Source organism: Cupriavidus basilensis OR16, from assembly GCF_000243095.1.
Taxonomy (GTDB): Bacteria; Pseudomonadota; Gammaproteobacteria; order Burkholderiales; family Burkholderiaceae; genus Cupriavidus; species Cupriavidus basilensis_D.
The window spans coordinates 54896-70529 of sequence record NZ_AHJE01000036.1 but is presented as its reverse complement, the minus strand read 5'-3'; the positions used below and the strand labels follow the sequence as shown (position 1 = coordinate 70529).

Here is a 15634-nt window from a genome sequence, read left to right as displayed (position 1 = left end):
AATCTGCCGCCTTTACGGGCTTACGGGTTCGACCCCCGTCGGCCGCACCAGCATCCACCCTCTCCCGGCCTTGCGTGCTCAGGCCACCGCCGCGCACAACAGCGCGCCGCCACACACCAGGAATGCAAACAGCAGGCCGGCCAGCACCAGGGGCTTGCGCCCGGCGCGCAGCAAGGTGCCGATGCGGGTGTGCAAGCCGATTGCCAGCATCGCGCAAGCAAGCAGCCAGTTATCGAAGGCCAGCAAGGCAGGCTTCCAGTCCTCGGGCACAAGGCCCGCGGAATGCACGGCCATCACCGCCACAAACCCAACCGCAAACCATGGCACCGCTTTCAGGATCGCGCCCCACGGCCGTGCGCCAGCAGCCTTGCCGGATTTGCCCTCATCCTCGAGGCCGAGGCCGGCCTTCGGCCACAGCGCCAGCACCAGCAACAAGGGACCCAGCGCCAGCACACGCACCATCTTGGTCACCACGGCCGCGTCCGCGGTGGCATCGCTGACCATCTTGCCCGATGCGATGACCTGGGCCACTTCGTGGAGCGTGGCGCCGGTATAGATACCGAAGGCGCGCTCGCTGATGGCCAGGTGCCAGTGCTGCGTGGCCAGCTCATACAGATAGGGATAGAGCAGCATGCCGGCCGTGCCGAACAACACGACCGTGGCCACGGCTACGGCCGTCTGACGGTCGTCGGTACGGACCACCGAGGCCACTGCGATGGCCGCGGCGGCACCGCACACCGCACTGCCGGCGCTGACCAGGATGGCCTCCCGTCGGCTCAGCCCCAGCAGCGACGAGCCGATCCAGACGCCCAGGAACATGGTCGACACCAGCATGGCCAGCGGCACCAGCACGCCCGCCAGGCCCAGGTCCACGATCGCGCCGAAGGTGAGGCGCAGGCCATACAGCGCCACACCGAGGCGCAGCAGTTGCTGGCGCGCCAGCAGCATGCCCGGCGCAAGCGGGGTGAGCCAGCGTTGCGGCAGCGTGTTGCCCGCCACCATGCCGGCAAACATGGCCAGCGTCAGGGCGCTCATGCCGAGGTGCGAAACCGCCGGGTGCGCCGAGAACACCATGGCTAGCCAGGCGATAAAACCCAGCGGCACCAAGGTCAGGATCCGGGTCGGCCACGAGGGCAGTTCGACAACGCGCGTGGCAGCGGCAGTCGTGGGAGTAGAAGACATGGCGGGGATCCTGCCCGTAACACCGGAGGGCTTCGGGGCGCATATTGAGTATGTCCGAAGCGTACTTAGCGGGCCAAAATCTGTAAAACAGGTAATATCGCTATACATTACCTGCTTTACAAATATGAACCAACGCCCGCTCCGCCTGACCTTACGCCAGCTCTCCGTCTTCGTCGCGGTGGCGCAGCACGGGAGCACCGTCGCGGCTGCCGATGCGCTGGCCATGTCGCAATCGGCGGTCAGCGCCGCACTGGCCGATCTCGAGTCCGCACTGGGCGGCGCCCTCTTCGATCGCGTCGCGCGTCGCCTCAGCATCAATGAAACCGGCCGGCTGTTTTTCCCGCGCGCGCTGTCGCTGCTGGACCAGGCACATGAGCTGGAGCGCTTCACCGTGCAGCCCGGGGTACAACTGCGCATTGCCGCCAGCAACACCATCGGCAGCTATATCCTGCCGGGCCTGCTCGCAGGCTTTCGCCATGCGCAGAGCGGGCCCTGCGCGCTTGACATGCGCATCGGCAACACGCGCGAGGTCCTGCAGGCGCTGCTGCATTTCGAGGCGGATATCGGGCTGATCGAGGGTACGTGCCACGAGCGCGACCTGCGCAGCGCCCATTGGCGGGACGACACCATGGTCGTGGTGGTCAGCCCGTCACACCCGCTGGCAAGCCAGCCTGGCGACCTGACCGCCCTGCGCGATGCCGACTGGGTGGTCCGGGAGCCTGGGTCAGGCACGCGCGAGATCATCGAGCAAAGGCTGGCGCCGTTGTTGGGCGAGCTGCGTTTTGCGCTGGAACTGGGCAACTCTGAAGCGATCAAGCGTGCCGTGATGAGCGGCTACGGGGTGAGTTGCCTGTCGCTGCAGGTGGTGGAAGACGAATTGCGGCACGGCACGCTGGTGGCGCTGCGCGAGGGCCTGCCCGACGTGGTGAGGCCGCTGCACCTCGTGGTCCACCAGGACAAGTACCCCACCCAGGGCTTGCTGGCTTTTACTGAATATCTCCGCCGCGATGCCGCGGCGCCCGGCACGTGAGCGGCCCGCCGCCCCTGCCTGCCGGCGCTCAGGCGGGCTGGGGATCGCCTTCGCCTGCATGCTTGGCGGTATAGCGATCGAGCAGATGGAACAGCAGCGGGTTAAGCACGATGGACAGCAGCGCGCCAGCCAGGATCAGTGCGTGGCCCCGTTCTGGCAGGATCTCCAGGTAGACGCCAAGGCCCGCGAGAATGAAGGAGAACTCGCCGATCTGGGCCAGGCTGACCGCAATGGTCATGCCGGTACGGGTGGAATGCCCGAATACCCGCACGATGCAGAGCGCGGCGAGCGATTTGCCCACCACGATGATGAATAGCGTGGCCAGTACACCCCAAGGGTCGCTGATCAGCACCATGGGGTTGAACAGCATGCCGACCGAAACAAAGAACAGCACCGCGAACGCGTCTCGCAGGGGTAGCGACTCCTCCGCCGCGCGGTGACTGAACTCCGATTCCGCCAACACCATGCCGGCAAAGAAAGCGCCAAGTGCAAACGACACGCCGAACAGCGAGTACGCGCCGAAGGCCACCCCTAGCGCCGTTGCCAGCACCGCCAGGCGGAACAGCTCGCGGCTCCCGGTCCAGACGATGCGCTCCAGCATCCAGGGAATAAAGCGACGGCCGATCACCAACATCACCGCGACGAAGGCGGCCACCTTGCCCAAGGTAGCGAACACGGCGAACACGACTTCACCTGAGTCCGGCGCGGCACCTCCGGACGGCGTGAGCAGGCCGGCCAGCGCCGGCAACAGCACCAGGGTCAGCACCATTGCCAGGTCTTCCACGATCAGCCAGCCCACCGCGATCCGGCCTTGCGGCGACTCCACCAGGCCGCGCTCCTGCAATGCCTTGAGCAGTACCACGGTACTCGCCACCGAAAGGGCCAACCCGAAGACCAGGCCCGGCCCCCACTCCCAGCCAAAGCCCCAGGCCGCGCCCATCCCAAGCACGGTGGCAATGGCGATCTGCACCACAGCGCCCGGAATGGCGATCGTTTTCACCGCCATCAGGTCCTTGAGCGAGAAATGCAAGCCAACCCCAAACATCAGCAGAATCACGCCAAGCTCAGCCAGTTCCGGCGCCAGCGCCTGGTCCGCGGTGTAGCCCGGCGTATACGGGCCGACCACGATGCCCGCGCACAAGTACCCGATCAGCGGCGGGAGCTTTAGCCGATTGGCCAGCGCGCCCAATATGAACGCCAGGACGAGACCGCCGACGATGGTGCTGATAAGCGGGGTAGCGTGATGCATGCGTTCTGGGTTCCTCGTGCTTGGCCATGGCGGCGGTGACTGGATGACCCGCCCGCCCCGGCGGCCATACGGCGGGGACCACAAGGCGACCCCTGGGCTGCGTTGCGGCGTCGAACGCCGGGCACAGTCCGGGAGGTAGCGCACTGATTGAGGGAAACGGAAACGGGAGTCTTACAGCAGCCCGGAGGCGAACAACGTGGCATAGGTCCATGCGGACGGCGATGGCACGCTGTTCAGGTCGGATATCCCCTGAACGCCCCGTGAAGACTGCAACGTGCAATGTAACACGATCACCACAATGACAAAGCGTGGAATCGCGGCGGGAAGTACCCCCAATCACTGCAAAAGCCCGCCGGGGCTGCCGCCCCATCCCGCTGACGCGCTATCGCCCGGCGACATGGAAAGTCGCGACCGTATCGCGCAGCTTGTGGGACTGCTCCTCGAGCGACTGCGCGGCCGCTGCCGCCTGCTCCACCAAAGCCGCATTCTGTTGCGTGGCCTGGTCCATCTGTCCGACGGCCTGGTTGACCTGCTCGATCCCGGTGCTCTGCTCGCGCGAGGCCGCGGCAATCTCCCCGATGATGTCCGACACGCGCCGCACGGCCTGGCGAATCTCGCTCATGGTCCTGCCGGCATCCTCGGCTTGCGCCGAGCCTTGCCGAACCGTGTTCACCGAGGTGTCGATCAGATCCTTGATTTCCTTTGCCGCACTGGACGAGCGCTGGGCCAGGCTGCGTACTTCGCCGGCCACGACCGCGAAGCCGCGGCCCTGCTCGCCGGCACGCGCCGCTTCGACCGCCGCATTGAGCGCGAGGATATTGGTCTGGAAGGCGATGCCTTCGATCAGCGTGGTGATTTCAGCAATGCGAGTGGAATTGGTGCTGATTGCACCCATGGTTTCCACCATCTGCTGCACGGCCGCGCCGCCCTGCTCCGCCACCTCGGCGGCATTGTCCGCCAGGCCGCTGGCCTGGCGCCGCATTGTCGGCGTTCTGGCGCACGGTCACGGTCAACTCTTCCATGCTGGCGGCGGACTGCTCCAGCGATGCCGCCTGCTGCTCGGTACGCGTGGACAGATCTGCGTTGCCCGCCGCAATCTGGTGGGCAGCCGTACTCACCGAATCGGTTGACAAGCGGACTTCACGCAGTGCCAATGCCACGCGCTCGATCAACTGGTTGAAGGCAACCGCCGTGCGCCCGATCTCATCCTCATGGCGCACCGAAGCGCGGCGATCGAGGTCGAGCGACTCGCTCACATAGCGCAAGGTCTGCTCGATCTCGGCCAGGCTGTTGTGGATGCGGCGGTAGAGCGAATAGCCAAGTGCACCGGCGACCAGGAAAGCGCAGGCAATGACCGCCGAGAAGACCTTCAGGGCCAGTCCGTACGCCTTGCCGTTGCTCGCCACCACCTGTTCGCCCAGCCCCGCGTTGTACGCCACGTGCTTGTCGATGGCAGTGCGCAGCGCCGAGGCCGCGACAAAGAGCGAGCCCCCGACCAGCATGCCCCGCGCGCCTTCATCGTCGTTGGCGGCGAAGCGCTCCAGGAAGCGCCCCCGCTCCGCGCGATATTGCCTCGCCGCGGCGCGGTCCGCCTCCAGCAGCTGGCGGTCGGTCTCGTCGGACAGATCGGTGCGCTCGTAGGTTGCGACCGTGCTGTCAAAGACCTCGTCCGCCTTCGCCAGATCCTGCACGGCCTCCGAGCGGCTGCTCGCCTCCGGCGACAAGGCATAGCGATAGAGCGACACGCGCATGGTGCTGACGGTATCCCGCAGGTCGCTCAGCGTGCGAACGCTGGTGAGCGTGTTGTCATTGAAGTAGGTAAAGCGCTCCTGCGACTCGCGCAGTTGCCAGAGGCCGCCGACTCCGACGGCAAGCAGGGCAAGCAGGGCCAGCGATAAGGTAGCTAGGAGGCGTTGCGTGATGTTCATGGCGCATAGTCGGCGCGCACGAGGGCGACACCGATTCCAGGAATGGTGGACGATGAATTGACGGCCGTTGGCAACGGGGCCAGGCAATCTGCTTTCGAAGCGCGCTTGCAACAATCTCGATATCGGGCGAGCCGTCTTTTGGACAGCCCTTACCTCCGCCTTTACGGCAGTTGCCGGGATAGCTGAAGTGAAATCAGGAAAGAAGGCAAAAATAAGCGACGATATTAGGACTAGTCCTAAAAATCGACGAGGATAAGCGAAAAAACAGGAGCCGGGACGTGCGGCCTGGCGGAAACTTGAGGGGAAGTTGGGGGGGGGAAATTGAAATCGCTGGAACGGATGGCGCCGCGATCGGATCACCAGAAAGCAAAAAGCGCCACCGGTGAGGGTAGCGCTCTGTGCTTGACTATCTTGGAGGCGGGGGTCGGAATCGAACCGGCGTACACGGCTTTGCAGGCCGCTGCATGACCACTCTGCCACCCCGCCGGGTGACGGCTGCTGGATTGTAGCCGCATTCGCCCGACCCTGCCGGGGCCGCGCTTGCGCTCTACCATCACAAACAAAAAGGGAAGCGGTGCTTCCCTTTGGGATTGGAGCGGGAGACGAGGCTCGAACTCGCGACCTCAACCTTGGCAAGGTTGCGCTCTACCAACTGAGCTACTCCCGCATTTACTACTCTGCGTGCCAATCTGGAATCACACGACAAACACCGTGGAATCCACATTTAACCGAAACCTGGAGCGGGAGACGAGGCTCGAACTCGCGACCTCAACCTTGGCAAGGTTGCGCTCTACCAACTGAGCTACTCCCGCAGGATCCTGCTAACTTCTTACTTGAAACGTAAGCTTCCGTGCCGATACCGCTCACTTCACGCTACGTTCTTGCTGCATTTCGCTTCGTTCGGTTTGTTTCGTCAGAAGCGAGAACAGGATTATTGCAAATCGGCGCCGTGGTCGTCAAGCATATTTTTCATTGGGTCATCACTTTTGTGCGGTGGCCTCGCCACTCAGGCCACTGCGCTCGCGAATCTGTGGCCACGCCAGCTTCATGTAATAGAACATCGACCACAGGGTCAGCACCGCGGCCACATAGATCATCCATGCGCCCAGCACCGAAGCATCGACGATGCCGAACAGGCTATCGTTGAAGAGCAGCAACGGGATCGCAATCATCTGGAAGGTGGTCTTGAGCTTGCCGAGGAAATTCACCGCGACGCTCTTGGACGCCCCGATCTGCGCCATCCACTCACGCAGCGCAGAGATGGTGATCTCCCGGCCAATAATGACAAGCGCGATCAGGTCGGCCACCCGGCCCAGCGCTAGCAGCGACAGCAGCGCGGCCGCCACCATCAGCTTGTCCGCCACCGGATCGAGGAACGCGCCGAAGGAAGACGTCTGGTTCCAGCGCCTGGCCAGGAAGCCATCCAGCCAGTCGGTGACCGCGGCCACGATGAAGAAACCGGCTGCCGTCATGTTTTTGGCATGCATCGGCAACCATGCTTCGGGCAGGTAGTACACGCCCACCACGAGGGGAATCATGGCAACACGGAGCCAGGTCAGCAGGATCGGTATATTCAGCGGCATGGGGGCTCGGAACGAGGCAACAGCGATGGGGACTTCGGGATTGTCGCCTATTTCAACCGGGGCCGAGCATTTCCTGCCACATGGGCCTCGGATTTGAATGCTTCAATGCAACTGCCGATAGATTTCCTCGGCCAGCGCATGCGAGATGCCATCGACGCTGGCCAGTTCGTCGATGCTGGCCGCGACCACCCCGCGCAGGCCGCCAAAGCGCGTGAGCAGCTTCTGCCGGCGCCGGGCACCGACGCCCTCGATCTCCTCTAGCCGCGAGGTGTTGCGCACCTTGGCTCGGCGCGCGCGCATGCCGGTGATGGCGAAGCGGTGCGCCTCGTCGCGGATCTGGGCCACCAGCATCAGCGCCGCACTGCCCTGCCCCAGCTCCAGCGAGGGACGGCCATCGGGCCCGATATCGAGGCCAAGCTCCTCGAACACCTGGCGCGCGACCTCCACCTGGCCCTTTCCACCATCGATCAGCACCACACTCGGGACCAGCGCCTGCGCACTGGACGCACTGGGCGCCCCCGCCTCGCCGCCCTCGATGCCGGGTTCCTGCGCCTGCTCCAGCATCTCTACCAGCTTCTGGTAACGGCGAGTCAGCACCTGGCGCATGGCGGCGTAGTCGTCGCCGGGCGTGATGTCCTGGATGTTGTAGCGGCGGTATTCCGCGTTCTGCATCTCGTGATGGTGGAAGACCACGCAGGACGCTTGCGTGGCTTCGCCAGCCGTGTGGCTGATGTCGAAGCACTCGACCCGCAGCAATGCCAGGTCTTCCATGTCGATGCCGATCGTATCGGCCAGCGCCCGCGTGCGGGCCTGCTGGCTACCCTGCTCCGCCAGGCGGCGCGACAATGCCAGTTCAGCACCCTTCTGCGCCATCTCCAGCCAGGACCGGCGCTGCCCCTGCGGCTGGCGCACCAGCGTGACCTTGCGCCCGGCCTGCAGCGACAGCGCCTCCAGCAAGGCCTTGTCCGGCGGCATGTGGCTCACCACCAGGATCGGCGGCACGGCCTGCTCCAGATAGTGCTGCGCCATGAAGGCGGACAATACCTCGGCGGCAATCCGCTCGACCGGTATGCCGGCCGGGCCGCCGAGCACTGCCGCGCCCTCGACACCGGCCTCGCCCGGCTCGACCGGCTCGATCACCGCGCTGGCACCGGCATCCTCGTCCTGGTGCTCGACAATCATCGCGCCTTCCTCGACATGCGCCGGGAAGTAGGCCTTGTCGCCAAGATGCCGGCCGCCGCGCACCATCGCCAGGTTGACACACGCGCGGCCCCGCACCGATCTGGTCGCGCACCGCCGCCGCCTGCTCGAACTCCAGCCTCCCGGCGTGCTCCTCCATCTTCGCCTGCAGGCCTTCGAGCACCTCGCTCTGACGGCCTTGCAGGAAGCGCGCCGCGTTACCGACGTCGCGCGCATAGTCCGCCTCGCTGATGGCGCCCACGCAAGGCCCGGTACAGCGGTGGATCTGATGCAGCAGGCACGGCCGCGTGCGGTTGGCGAAGACCGTGTCCTCGCAGGTGCGCAGTTGGAACACGCGCTGCAGGATCTGCATGCTTTCGCGCACCGCGTGCGCGCTCGGGAACGGCCCGAAGTACTGGTGCTTGCGATCGGTGGCGCCGCGGTAGTAGGCCATGCGCGGGAAACGATGGCCGGTCAGCTTGACGAACGGATACGACTTGTCGTCGCGGAACAGGATGTTGTAGCGCGGCGCCAGCGCCTTGATCAGGTTGTTCTCCAACAGCAGCGCCTCGGCCTCGGTGCGCACCACCGTGGTATCGATGCGCACGATCTTGGCCACCATCATGGCAATGCGCGGCGACAGCAGTGTCTTGCTGAAGTAGCTGGAGACGCGCTTTTTCAGGTCGCGCGCCTTGCCCACGTAAAGGACATTGCCCTGGGCATCGAAGTAGCGGTAGACCCCGGGCAGGCCGGGCAATTGCGCGATCACGGCCTTGGCGTCGAACGGCGCTTCCGGCACCGCTTCGGGAGATGCGGCGCACGGGGCCGCCAAGGACGCCTCGGTGGGCTGCTCGGGCAGCCCGTCCGGCTGGGCAGGCGCGGACGCGCCCTGATCGTGGGTTTCGGGTTCCTGCTGGGACATCGGTAGCAAATTGACCGTGGGATGGCACGTGGCGCGCATGACCGGCAGGGCCACGGCGCAACTAGCTCTAAAATCGCAAGTTTAGAGCAAATCCTTGCCGAATCACGCCACCATGCCAACTCAGCCCGATCGCGCCATCCGCTCGTGGGACATCTTTTGCACCGTCATCGACAACTATGGCGATATTGGCGTGTGCTGGCGGCTGGCACGCCAGTTGGCCCAGGAACACGGCCACGCCGTGCGCCTGTGGGTGGACGACCTAGCCAGCTTCGCGCGCCTCGCGCCAGGGCTCGACACTGCCGCACCGGAGCAAGCGCTTGCCGGCGTGACGATTCGCCCGTGGCAGCGCCCGGACCAGGAAAGCGCGCAGGCCAGCGCCGCGCGCTTCGCTGGGGTCACCCCGCACGATGCAGTGATCGAATCCTTCGGCTGCGACCTGCCGGAGACATTCCTCGCCGCCATGGCCGCATGCGAGCCCAGGCCGGCCTGGATCAATCTCGAATACATGAGCGCCGAGCCCTGGGTCAGGGAGCACCACGGCATGGCCTCGCCCCACCCGCGCCTGCCGCTGGTCAAGCACTTCTTCTTCCCTGGCTTCGAGCCCGGCACGGGCGGCCTGCTGCGCGAGGCCATGCTGGGCATGCAGCGCGAGCACCTGCGCACCAGCCCTGCGGCCCGGGCAGCGCTCTGGCACCGCCTTGGCTTCCAGCCCGTCGACGGCGCACTGAAAGTCAGCCTGTTCGCCTATCCCAACCCCGCGCTGCCGGCGTTGCTCGCACAATGGCAGAATGGTCCGGAACCCGTCCAGTGCCTGGTCCCGGCCGGCCTGGCGGCGCTACAGGCAAGCGAATGGTTCGGGGCGGCCGGTTGCGCCCCGGGCAGCGTCTTCGCACGCGGCAACCTGGTCGTGCAGGTAGTGCCCTTTGTGCGCCAGGAGCATTACGATGAACTGCTGTGGCTGTGCGACCTCAACTTCGTGCGCGGCGAGGATTGTTTGTTGGGGGGGCGTTGGGCCGGCCGGCCCTTTGTCTGGCATATCTACCCTCAGGCCGACGCGGCACACATGGTCAAGCTCGATGCCTTCCTGGCCTTGTTCCTGCAGCGGCTGGAGCGCAGCGGTCAGATTGAGGTTGCCAATGCACTTTCCAGCTTCTGGCACAGCTGGAACAAGGACGAAGAAGCACCTGACTGGCCGCGCCTGCGCGCCCATCTGCCCGTGCTTGGCGCCATTACCGAACAGTGGCAGCGCAGCCTGCAGCACCTGGGTGACCTGGCGGCAAATCTCGTGGCCTTCTGTGAAAACTGCGCAGTGTGTCGGCAGAGTCGGCAGAGCGCCTTCGCCATACCGAATTCCGAGACATACTTTTTCAGGAAATAGTTCAGATGAAAACCGCACAAGAACTCCGCGTCGGCAACGTATTCATGATCGGTACCGACCCGATGGTCGTGCAGAAGGCTGAGTACAACAAGTCGGGCCGCAACTCCGCCGTGGTCAAGATGAAGTACAAGAACCTGCTGACGGAAGCCCCGGGTGAATCCGTCTTCAAGGCTGACGACAAGTTTGAAGTCGTGATGCTGGAACGCCGCGAATGCACTTACTCGTACTTCGCCGATCCGATGTACGTGTTCATGGACACCGACTTCAACCAGTACGAAGTCGAGCAGGACAGCATGGGTGAATCGCTGAACTACCTCGAAGACGGCATGACCGTCGAAGTGGTGTTCTACAACGACAAGGCCATCTCGGTGGACATGCCGACCACGCTGGTCCGCGAAATCACCTACACCGAACCGGCCGTCAAGGGCGACACCTCGTCGGGCAAGGTGCTCAAGGGCGCCAAGATCAACACCGGCTTCGAGCTGCAAGTGCCGCTGTTCTGCAGCATCGGCGACAAGATCGAAATCGACACCCGCACCGGCGAATACCGCAGCCGCGCCAACTAAGCGCAGTTTGTTCGCCGCCATCCGCATCGTGGATGGCGCAACGAAAAAGGGCAGCTTCGGCTGCCCTTTCTTTTCCCAGCTGCGTGCCGGCGTTCGGCGAATGCCGTGTCAGGCAATCAGGCCGTGGCTCTTGAGCACGCGCATGGCGGCGGCGTACTCGGCCTCCTGCATCAGCTTGTTCCAGTCCAGCGGCTTGCGGCGTCCGAACAGCTGGCGGATGCGGGAGAAGCCGGCCGGGTGTGGGTCCACCTTCGGGTAGATCACGTGCGCCGGCATCACAGAAGACAGCGCCATGCCCATCCACTCGTACGGGCGCGCATCCTGCGAGAGGATTTCGTCGAGGCCACGCTCGTCCACCGGCACGGCCACATGCGAATCCGCGGCCACGAAGCCGTGTCCCGGAAAGTGCTTGCCGCAATTGGCCATGCCGGCCAGCAGCAGGCCGTGGGTCAGGTGGTTGGCGAGCATGGTCACCACGCGCGGGTCGGCGTGGAAGGCGCGGTCGCCGATCACGGCGCTGAGTCCGTAATCCAGGTCGAGCACCGGGGTGAAGCTCAGATCGATATCGCAGGCGCGCAACTCGGCCGCGAGCACATAGCCGCAAGCCATGGCCGCCTTGGTCGCCGCGAGCACATCCTGGTCCCACAACGCGCCGAGCCGGGCCATGGCCGGCAGGTGCGTGAAGCCATCGGTCTTGGCGCGCTGCACCCGCCCGCCTTCGTGATCGATGCAGATCAGGACGTCGTCGCGCACGGCACGGATCTCATGCGTCAGTGCCTGCAGTTGCGCGCGCGACTCGAAGTTGCGCGCAAACAGGATCACGCCGCCGGTCAGCGGGTGGGAGATGCGGCGGACATCGTCCGCATCGAGTTGCTTGCCTTTGACGTCGAGTACGACCGGGCCCGGCCGTTTGCCGGAAATCTTCTTGATCATTTGGAGTCTTCACTAGGCTGGGAGGCGAGCGGCAGGCTGGCGCTGACGCCAGCACCACCCGGCTCGGCGATCGCAAAAGCGATCGCGTAATCGTGTTCGTCGCTGACACTGACCCGTACCACCAGGCCGCGTTCGCGCAACCAGGCATCGAGCTCGCCGTGGCAATGCGGATACGGCTCGCCCGAGGGCAGGTTCAGCAGTTCCATTGCGCGCCAAGTCATCGGCCAGCGCATACCCAGGCCGATCGCTTTGGAAAAGGCCTCCTTGGCGGCGAAACGCGTGGCCAGGAAGGCTAGCCCGCGCTTTTCGGAGCGGGCCTTGCGGGCGTGGTATTTCTGGAGTTCCTGCGGGCCGAGCACCTTCTCGGCAAAACGGCCGCGCGTGCGCTCCATCACGCCCTGCACGCGATCGATCTGGATGATGTCGGTGCCGATGCCGTAGATCACGCTGCGGCGTCCGGGCGCGGATAAGTGGTGCCCAGACGCGCGGCCACCATGATGGCCTTCATCTCGCGCACGGCGTTCTGCCAGCCGACAAAGACCGCATGCGCAACGATGGCGTGGCCGATATTCAATTCCTTGATGCCATGCAGCGCGGCAACCGGCTGCACATTGGTGTAGTGCAGGCCGTGGCCGGCGTTGACCACCAGGCCAAGCCGCACGCCGGCATCGACGCCTTCGGCGACTCGGCGCAGCTCGGTGGCCTGCTCCTCAGGCGAATGCGCATCGGCGTAGCGCCCGGTGTGCAGCTCCACCACCGGCGCACCGCAAGCGGCGGCGGCTTCGATCTGCTCTGCCTGCGCATCGATGAACAGCGAGACGCGGATGCCTGCATCGGCCAACTGGCGGCAGGCGGCCTTGACCTGCTCGAAGCGGCCGGCTACGTCCAGGCCGCCTTCAGTGGTGACTTCCTCGCGCCGCTCGGGCACCAGGCAGACATCCTGGGGACGAATCCCGCAGGCGATGTCGAGCATTTCCTGCGTGATCGCGCACTCCAGGTTCATGCGCGTTGCCAACAGGGGCCGCAGCGCTTGCACGTCGGCGTCGCGGATGTGGCGGCGGTCTTCACGCAGGTGCAGCGTGATCAGGTCGGCGCCGGCCTGCTCGGCCTGCAGCGCTGCCTGGATCGGATCGGGATAGACCGTGCCGCGCGCATTGCGCAGCGTGGCCACGTGGTCGATATTGACGCCAAGGTCGATGACGCCGGGATGCGCGTGGAAGATCACTATAGTCGTCCTGCGACATGTCGAGCAGCGTCTGCCCGGAAATCACCGGCCAGGATGAAGGATCGCTGGCCTGTGCCCGGCGCACGCCTCGCTCGGGTTGGTAGACGTAGTCCAGCGCCGGCTCGACCGTCTCGCCCGAATTGGCGCACTCATCGAAGGCGACCGCAAAGCCAGTCTCCTGCAGCAGCACGCGCTCGAAGCCGCGCAGCACCAGGCCGGCAGGCTCGCCATGCGAGAGCCGGGTCAGCGTGGCCATGTACTGGCGGAACAGGGTAACGTGGGCGTCTTCGCGGGCGCAAAAGCGCAGCAGCAACTCGTTGAGGTAGAAGCCCGAGAGCAAGGCGTCGCTGGCCAGCGGCAGCATGCCGCCGACCCATTCCGCGCGCGTCAGCGTCTTGACCTCGCCGCGGCCGCTCCATGACAGGGAGATTGGCTGGAAATGCTGGAGCACCGGGCGCAGCGCCGAATGCGGACGCTTGGCGCCCTTGGCCACCATGGCCACGCGGCCGTGGTCACGCGTGAACACGTCCAGGATCAGGCTGGTTTCGCGGTACGGCCAGGCGTGCAGCACAAAGCCGGGCTGGTTGGCCACGCGCAGCTCCGTGCGCGCCGGCACAATGCGCAACGCGCGATCCATCATCGCGCGTTGCTCCGCCACTGCCATGCCAGGCACGGCGTGGCTGTCCAGCAGTTCGGCAGCTTCTTCCACCACCGGATCAATGCGGCGGGCCTTCAGGGCAGGCCCGCCCGCTCTCTCACTCATAGCCGTAGGCGCGCAATCCAGCTTCGTTGTCGGCCCAGCCGCTCTTTACCTTGATGAACATCTCCAGGTAGACCTTGCCGTCGAACAGCTTCTCCATGTCGATGCGGGCCTCCGTGGAGATGGTCTTGAGCTTGGCGCCCTTGTTGCCGATGATCATGGCCTTGTGTCCGTCGCGCTCGACCAGGATGGTGGCAAAGATGCGCCGCAACCGGCCTTCGGTCTCGAACTTCTCGATGATGACCGTGCTGGTGTACGGCAACTCGTCGCCGGTCCAGCGGAACACCTTCTCGCGGATGATCTCCGAGGCCATGAAGCGCTCGCTGCGATCGGTCATCGAGTCGGCGTCATACATCGGCTCCCCTTCCGGCAGGTAAGGCCGGATGATGGCGAGCAGGCGCTCGATGTGATCGTGCGTCTTGGCTGACATCGGCACCACTTCCGCGAACTGGAACTGGTGGCCCATCTTTTCCAGGAAGGGCATCATCACCTCGGCCCGGTCCGCGCCAAGGCGGTCCAGCTTGTTGGTGACCAGCAGCACCGGCACTTTCTTCGGCAGCAGCGACAGCACTTTCTCGTCGTCGGCGCCGTAATAGCCGGCCTCGACCACGAACAGCACCAGGTCCACCGACGACAGGGTCGAGGTGACGGCGCGGTTCAGCGAGCGGTTCAACGCGCTGGCATGGCGCGTCTGGAAACCCGGGGTATCGACGAAGACGAACTGGGCATCCTCGGTGGTCTGGATGCCGACGATGCGGTGGCGCGTGGTCTGCGCCTTGCGGGAGGTGATGCTGACCTTCTGGCCAACCAACGCATTCATCAGGGTGGACTTGCCGACGTTGGGACGCCCGACAATGGCCACGGTGCCGCAGCGAAACGCTGCGGTAGGGTTACCCGCGGCGTCTTGCTGCGGATCGGTAGATTCGGTCATTCCTTCAACCTGAGAGACAACTGGGGATCGGGTGGCACCGGTTGCTTGCGCGTCTTGCCGGTGCGCTCGGCCCGGCTGCGCTTGAGCAACTGGGGCACGAGCTTTTGCACCTCGTCGAGCGCCAGCTTGGCGGCGGCTTGTTCGGCCGCCCGGCGCGACGCGCCGGTGCCGAACACCCGCACTTCCAGTTTAGGCACGGTGCACTCGACTTCAAACTGCTGGTTATGCGCGGCGCCATGGGTGGCGATCACGTTATATTGCGGCAGGGCGATCTTGTGGCCTTGCAGGTACTCCTGCAACAGCGTTTTGGCATCCTTGCCCAGCGTGCGCGGATCGACTTGCTCGAGGATGGGAATATAGAGCTTGCGGATCAGCGTGCGCGCGCCGTCGAAGCCCGCGTCGAGGAAGACGGCGCCGACGATGGCTTCCAGCGCATCGGCAAGGATCGACGGGCGGCGGAAACCGCCGCTTTTCAGTTCACCCTCGCCCAGGCGCAGCGCCTCGGACAACTGCAGCATCTGGGCAATTTCGTACAGCGCCTGCTGCTTGACCAGGTTGGCGCGCACGCGCGAGAGATCACCTTCGTCGAGCTTGCTGAACATGCCGTACAGCATATCGGCCACGGCGCAGTTCAGCACCGAATCGCCCAGGAATTCCAGGCGTTCGTTGTGCAAGGCACTGTGACTGCGGTGCGTCAGCGCCTGCTGCAGCAATTCTGGCTTGCTGAAGCGGTAGCCGAGGCGTTGCTGCAAGGCATCGAGGTTCATG

General features: G+C 65.0%; 12 protein-coding genes, 3 tRNA genes and 2 pseudogenes. 3 read left to right on the top strand and 14 right to left on the bottom strand.

Annotation, left to right across the window (positions count from 1 at the left end):
• Positions 1-78 precede the first annotated feature (78 nt).
• Complete coding sequence (locus OR16_RS14085; RefSeq protein ID WP_043419677.1) at positions 79-1182, bottom strand: YeiH family protein; 1104 nt, start codon at positions 1180-1182, stop codon at positions 79-81.
• 124 nt (positions 1183-1306) lie between these two features.
• On the opposite strand from OR16_RS14085, the gene OR16_RS14080 reads away from it, so the two are divergent.
• Positions 1307-2212 carry a LysR family transcriptional regulator gene (locus OR16_RS14080; RefSeq protein ID WP_006158624.1) on the top strand — a complete coding sequence of 302 codons (906 nt, stop codon included), beginning with the start codon at positions 1307-1309 and terminating at the stop codon, positions 2210-2212.
• A 28-nt stretch (positions 2213-2240) separates the two neighbouring features.
• Here the strand turns inward: OR16_RS14080 and ybaL are convergent, their stop codons facing one another.
• The 7 genes and pseudogenes from ybaL to OR16_RS14045 all read right to left on the bottom strand — a co-directional run bounded on the left by ybaL (position 2241) and on the right by OR16_RS14045 (position 9073).
• Positions 2241-3461 (bottom strand): YbaL family putative K(+) efflux transporter, encoded by a 1221-nt coding sequence (gene ybaL / locus OR16_RS14075; RefSeq protein ID WP_006158623.1) that lies wholly within the window; start codon positions 3459-3461, stop codon positions 2241-2243.
• 382 nt (positions 3462-3843) lie between these two features.
• Positions 3844-5389, bottom strand: a pseudogene (locus tag OR16_RS14070) (methyl-accepting chemotaxis protein).
• Positions 5390-5801: 412 nt separating this feature from the next.
• Positions 5802-5875 (bottom strand) — tRNA-Cys (locus OR16_RS14065).
• A 105-nt stretch (positions 5876-5980) separates the two neighbouring features.
• A tRNA-Gly gene (locus OR16_RS14060) sits at positions 5981-6056 on the bottom strand.
• Positions 6057-6125: 69 nt separating this feature from the next.
• A tRNA-Gly gene (locus OR16_RS14055) sits at positions 6126-6201 on the bottom strand.
• A 168-nt stretch (positions 6202-6369) separates the two neighbouring features.
• Complete coding sequence (gene pgsA, locus OR16_RS14050) at positions 6370-6972, bottom strand: CDP-diacylglycerol--glycerol-3-phosphate 3-phosphatidyltransferase (protein WP_006158620.1); 603 nt, start codon at positions 6970-6972, stop codon at positions 6370-6372.
• 102 nt (positions 6973-7074) lie between these two features.
• A pseudogene (locus tag OR16_RS14045) lies at positions 7075-9073 on the bottom strand (GIY-YIG nuclease family protein).
• Between the two features lie 112 nt (positions 9074-9185).
• Between OR16_RS14045 and earP the strand changes: the two are divergent.
• Together earP and efp are read left to right on the top strand one after the other, a co-directional pair.
• Entirely contained in the window at positions 9186-10451 is a 1266-nt protein-coding gene (earP, locus tag OR16_RS14040; RefSeq protein ID WP_006158619.1) for an elongation factor P maturation arginine rhamnosyltransferase EarP, read from the top strand.
• A 5-nt stretch (positions 10452-10456) separates the two neighbouring features.
• Positions 10457-11017 (top strand): elongation factor P, encoded by a 561-nt coding sequence (gene efp / locus OR16_RS14035; protein ID WP_006158618.1) that lies wholly within the window; start codon positions 10457-10459, stop codon positions 11015-11017.
• 108 nt (positions 11018-11125) lie between these two features.
• On the opposite strand, the gene nagZ is transcribed toward efp, so the two are convergent.
• The 6 genes from nagZ to rnc are packed head-to-tail and all read right to left on the bottom strand — an operon-like array spanning position 11126 to position 15633.
• Complete coding sequence (nagZ, locus tag OR16_RS14030; protein WP_006158617.1) at positions 11126-11950, bottom strand: beta-N-acetylhexosaminidase; 825 nt, start codon at positions 11948-11950, stop codon at positions 11126-11128.
• Positions 11947-12396, bottom strand: coding sequence for a holo-ACP synthase (gene acpS, locus OR16_RS14025; RefSeq protein ID WP_006158616.1), 450 nt, complete (start codon positions 12394-12396; stop codon positions 11947-11949). The genes nagZ and acpS overlap by 4 nt, the downstream gene beginning before the upstream one ends.
• Positions 12393-13121: a pyridoxine 5'-phosphate synthase gene (gene pdxJ, locus OR16_RS14020; RefSeq protein WP_006158615.1), complete on the bottom strand. Its 729-nt coding sequence runs from the start codon at positions 13119-13121 to the stop codon at positions 12393-12395. The genes acpS and pdxJ overlap by 4 nt, the downstream gene beginning before the upstream one ends.
• The gene (gene recO / locus OR16_RS14015; protein WP_006158614.1) at positions 13015-13938 is read right to left on the bottom strand and encodes a DNA repair protein RecO; all 924 of its coding nucleotides are present in this window, start codon (positions 13936-13938) and stop codon (positions 13015-13017) included. Before recO ends, pdxJ begins: the two co-directional genes overlap by 107 nt.
• Positions 13931-14866, bottom strand: coding sequence for a GTPase Era (era, locus tag OR16_RS14010; RefSeq protein WP_006158613.1), 936 nt, complete (start codon positions 14864-14866; stop codon positions 13931-13933). Before era ends, recO begins: the two co-directional genes overlap by 8 nt.
• The gene (gene rnc, locus OR16_RS14005) at positions 14863-15633 is read right to left on the bottom strand and encodes a ribonuclease III (protein ID WP_006158612.1); all 771 of its coding nucleotides are present in this window, start codon (positions 15631-15633) and stop codon (positions 14863-14865) included. The genes era and rnc overlap by 4 nt, the downstream gene beginning before the upstream one ends.
• Position 15634 lies beyond the last annotated feature (1 nt).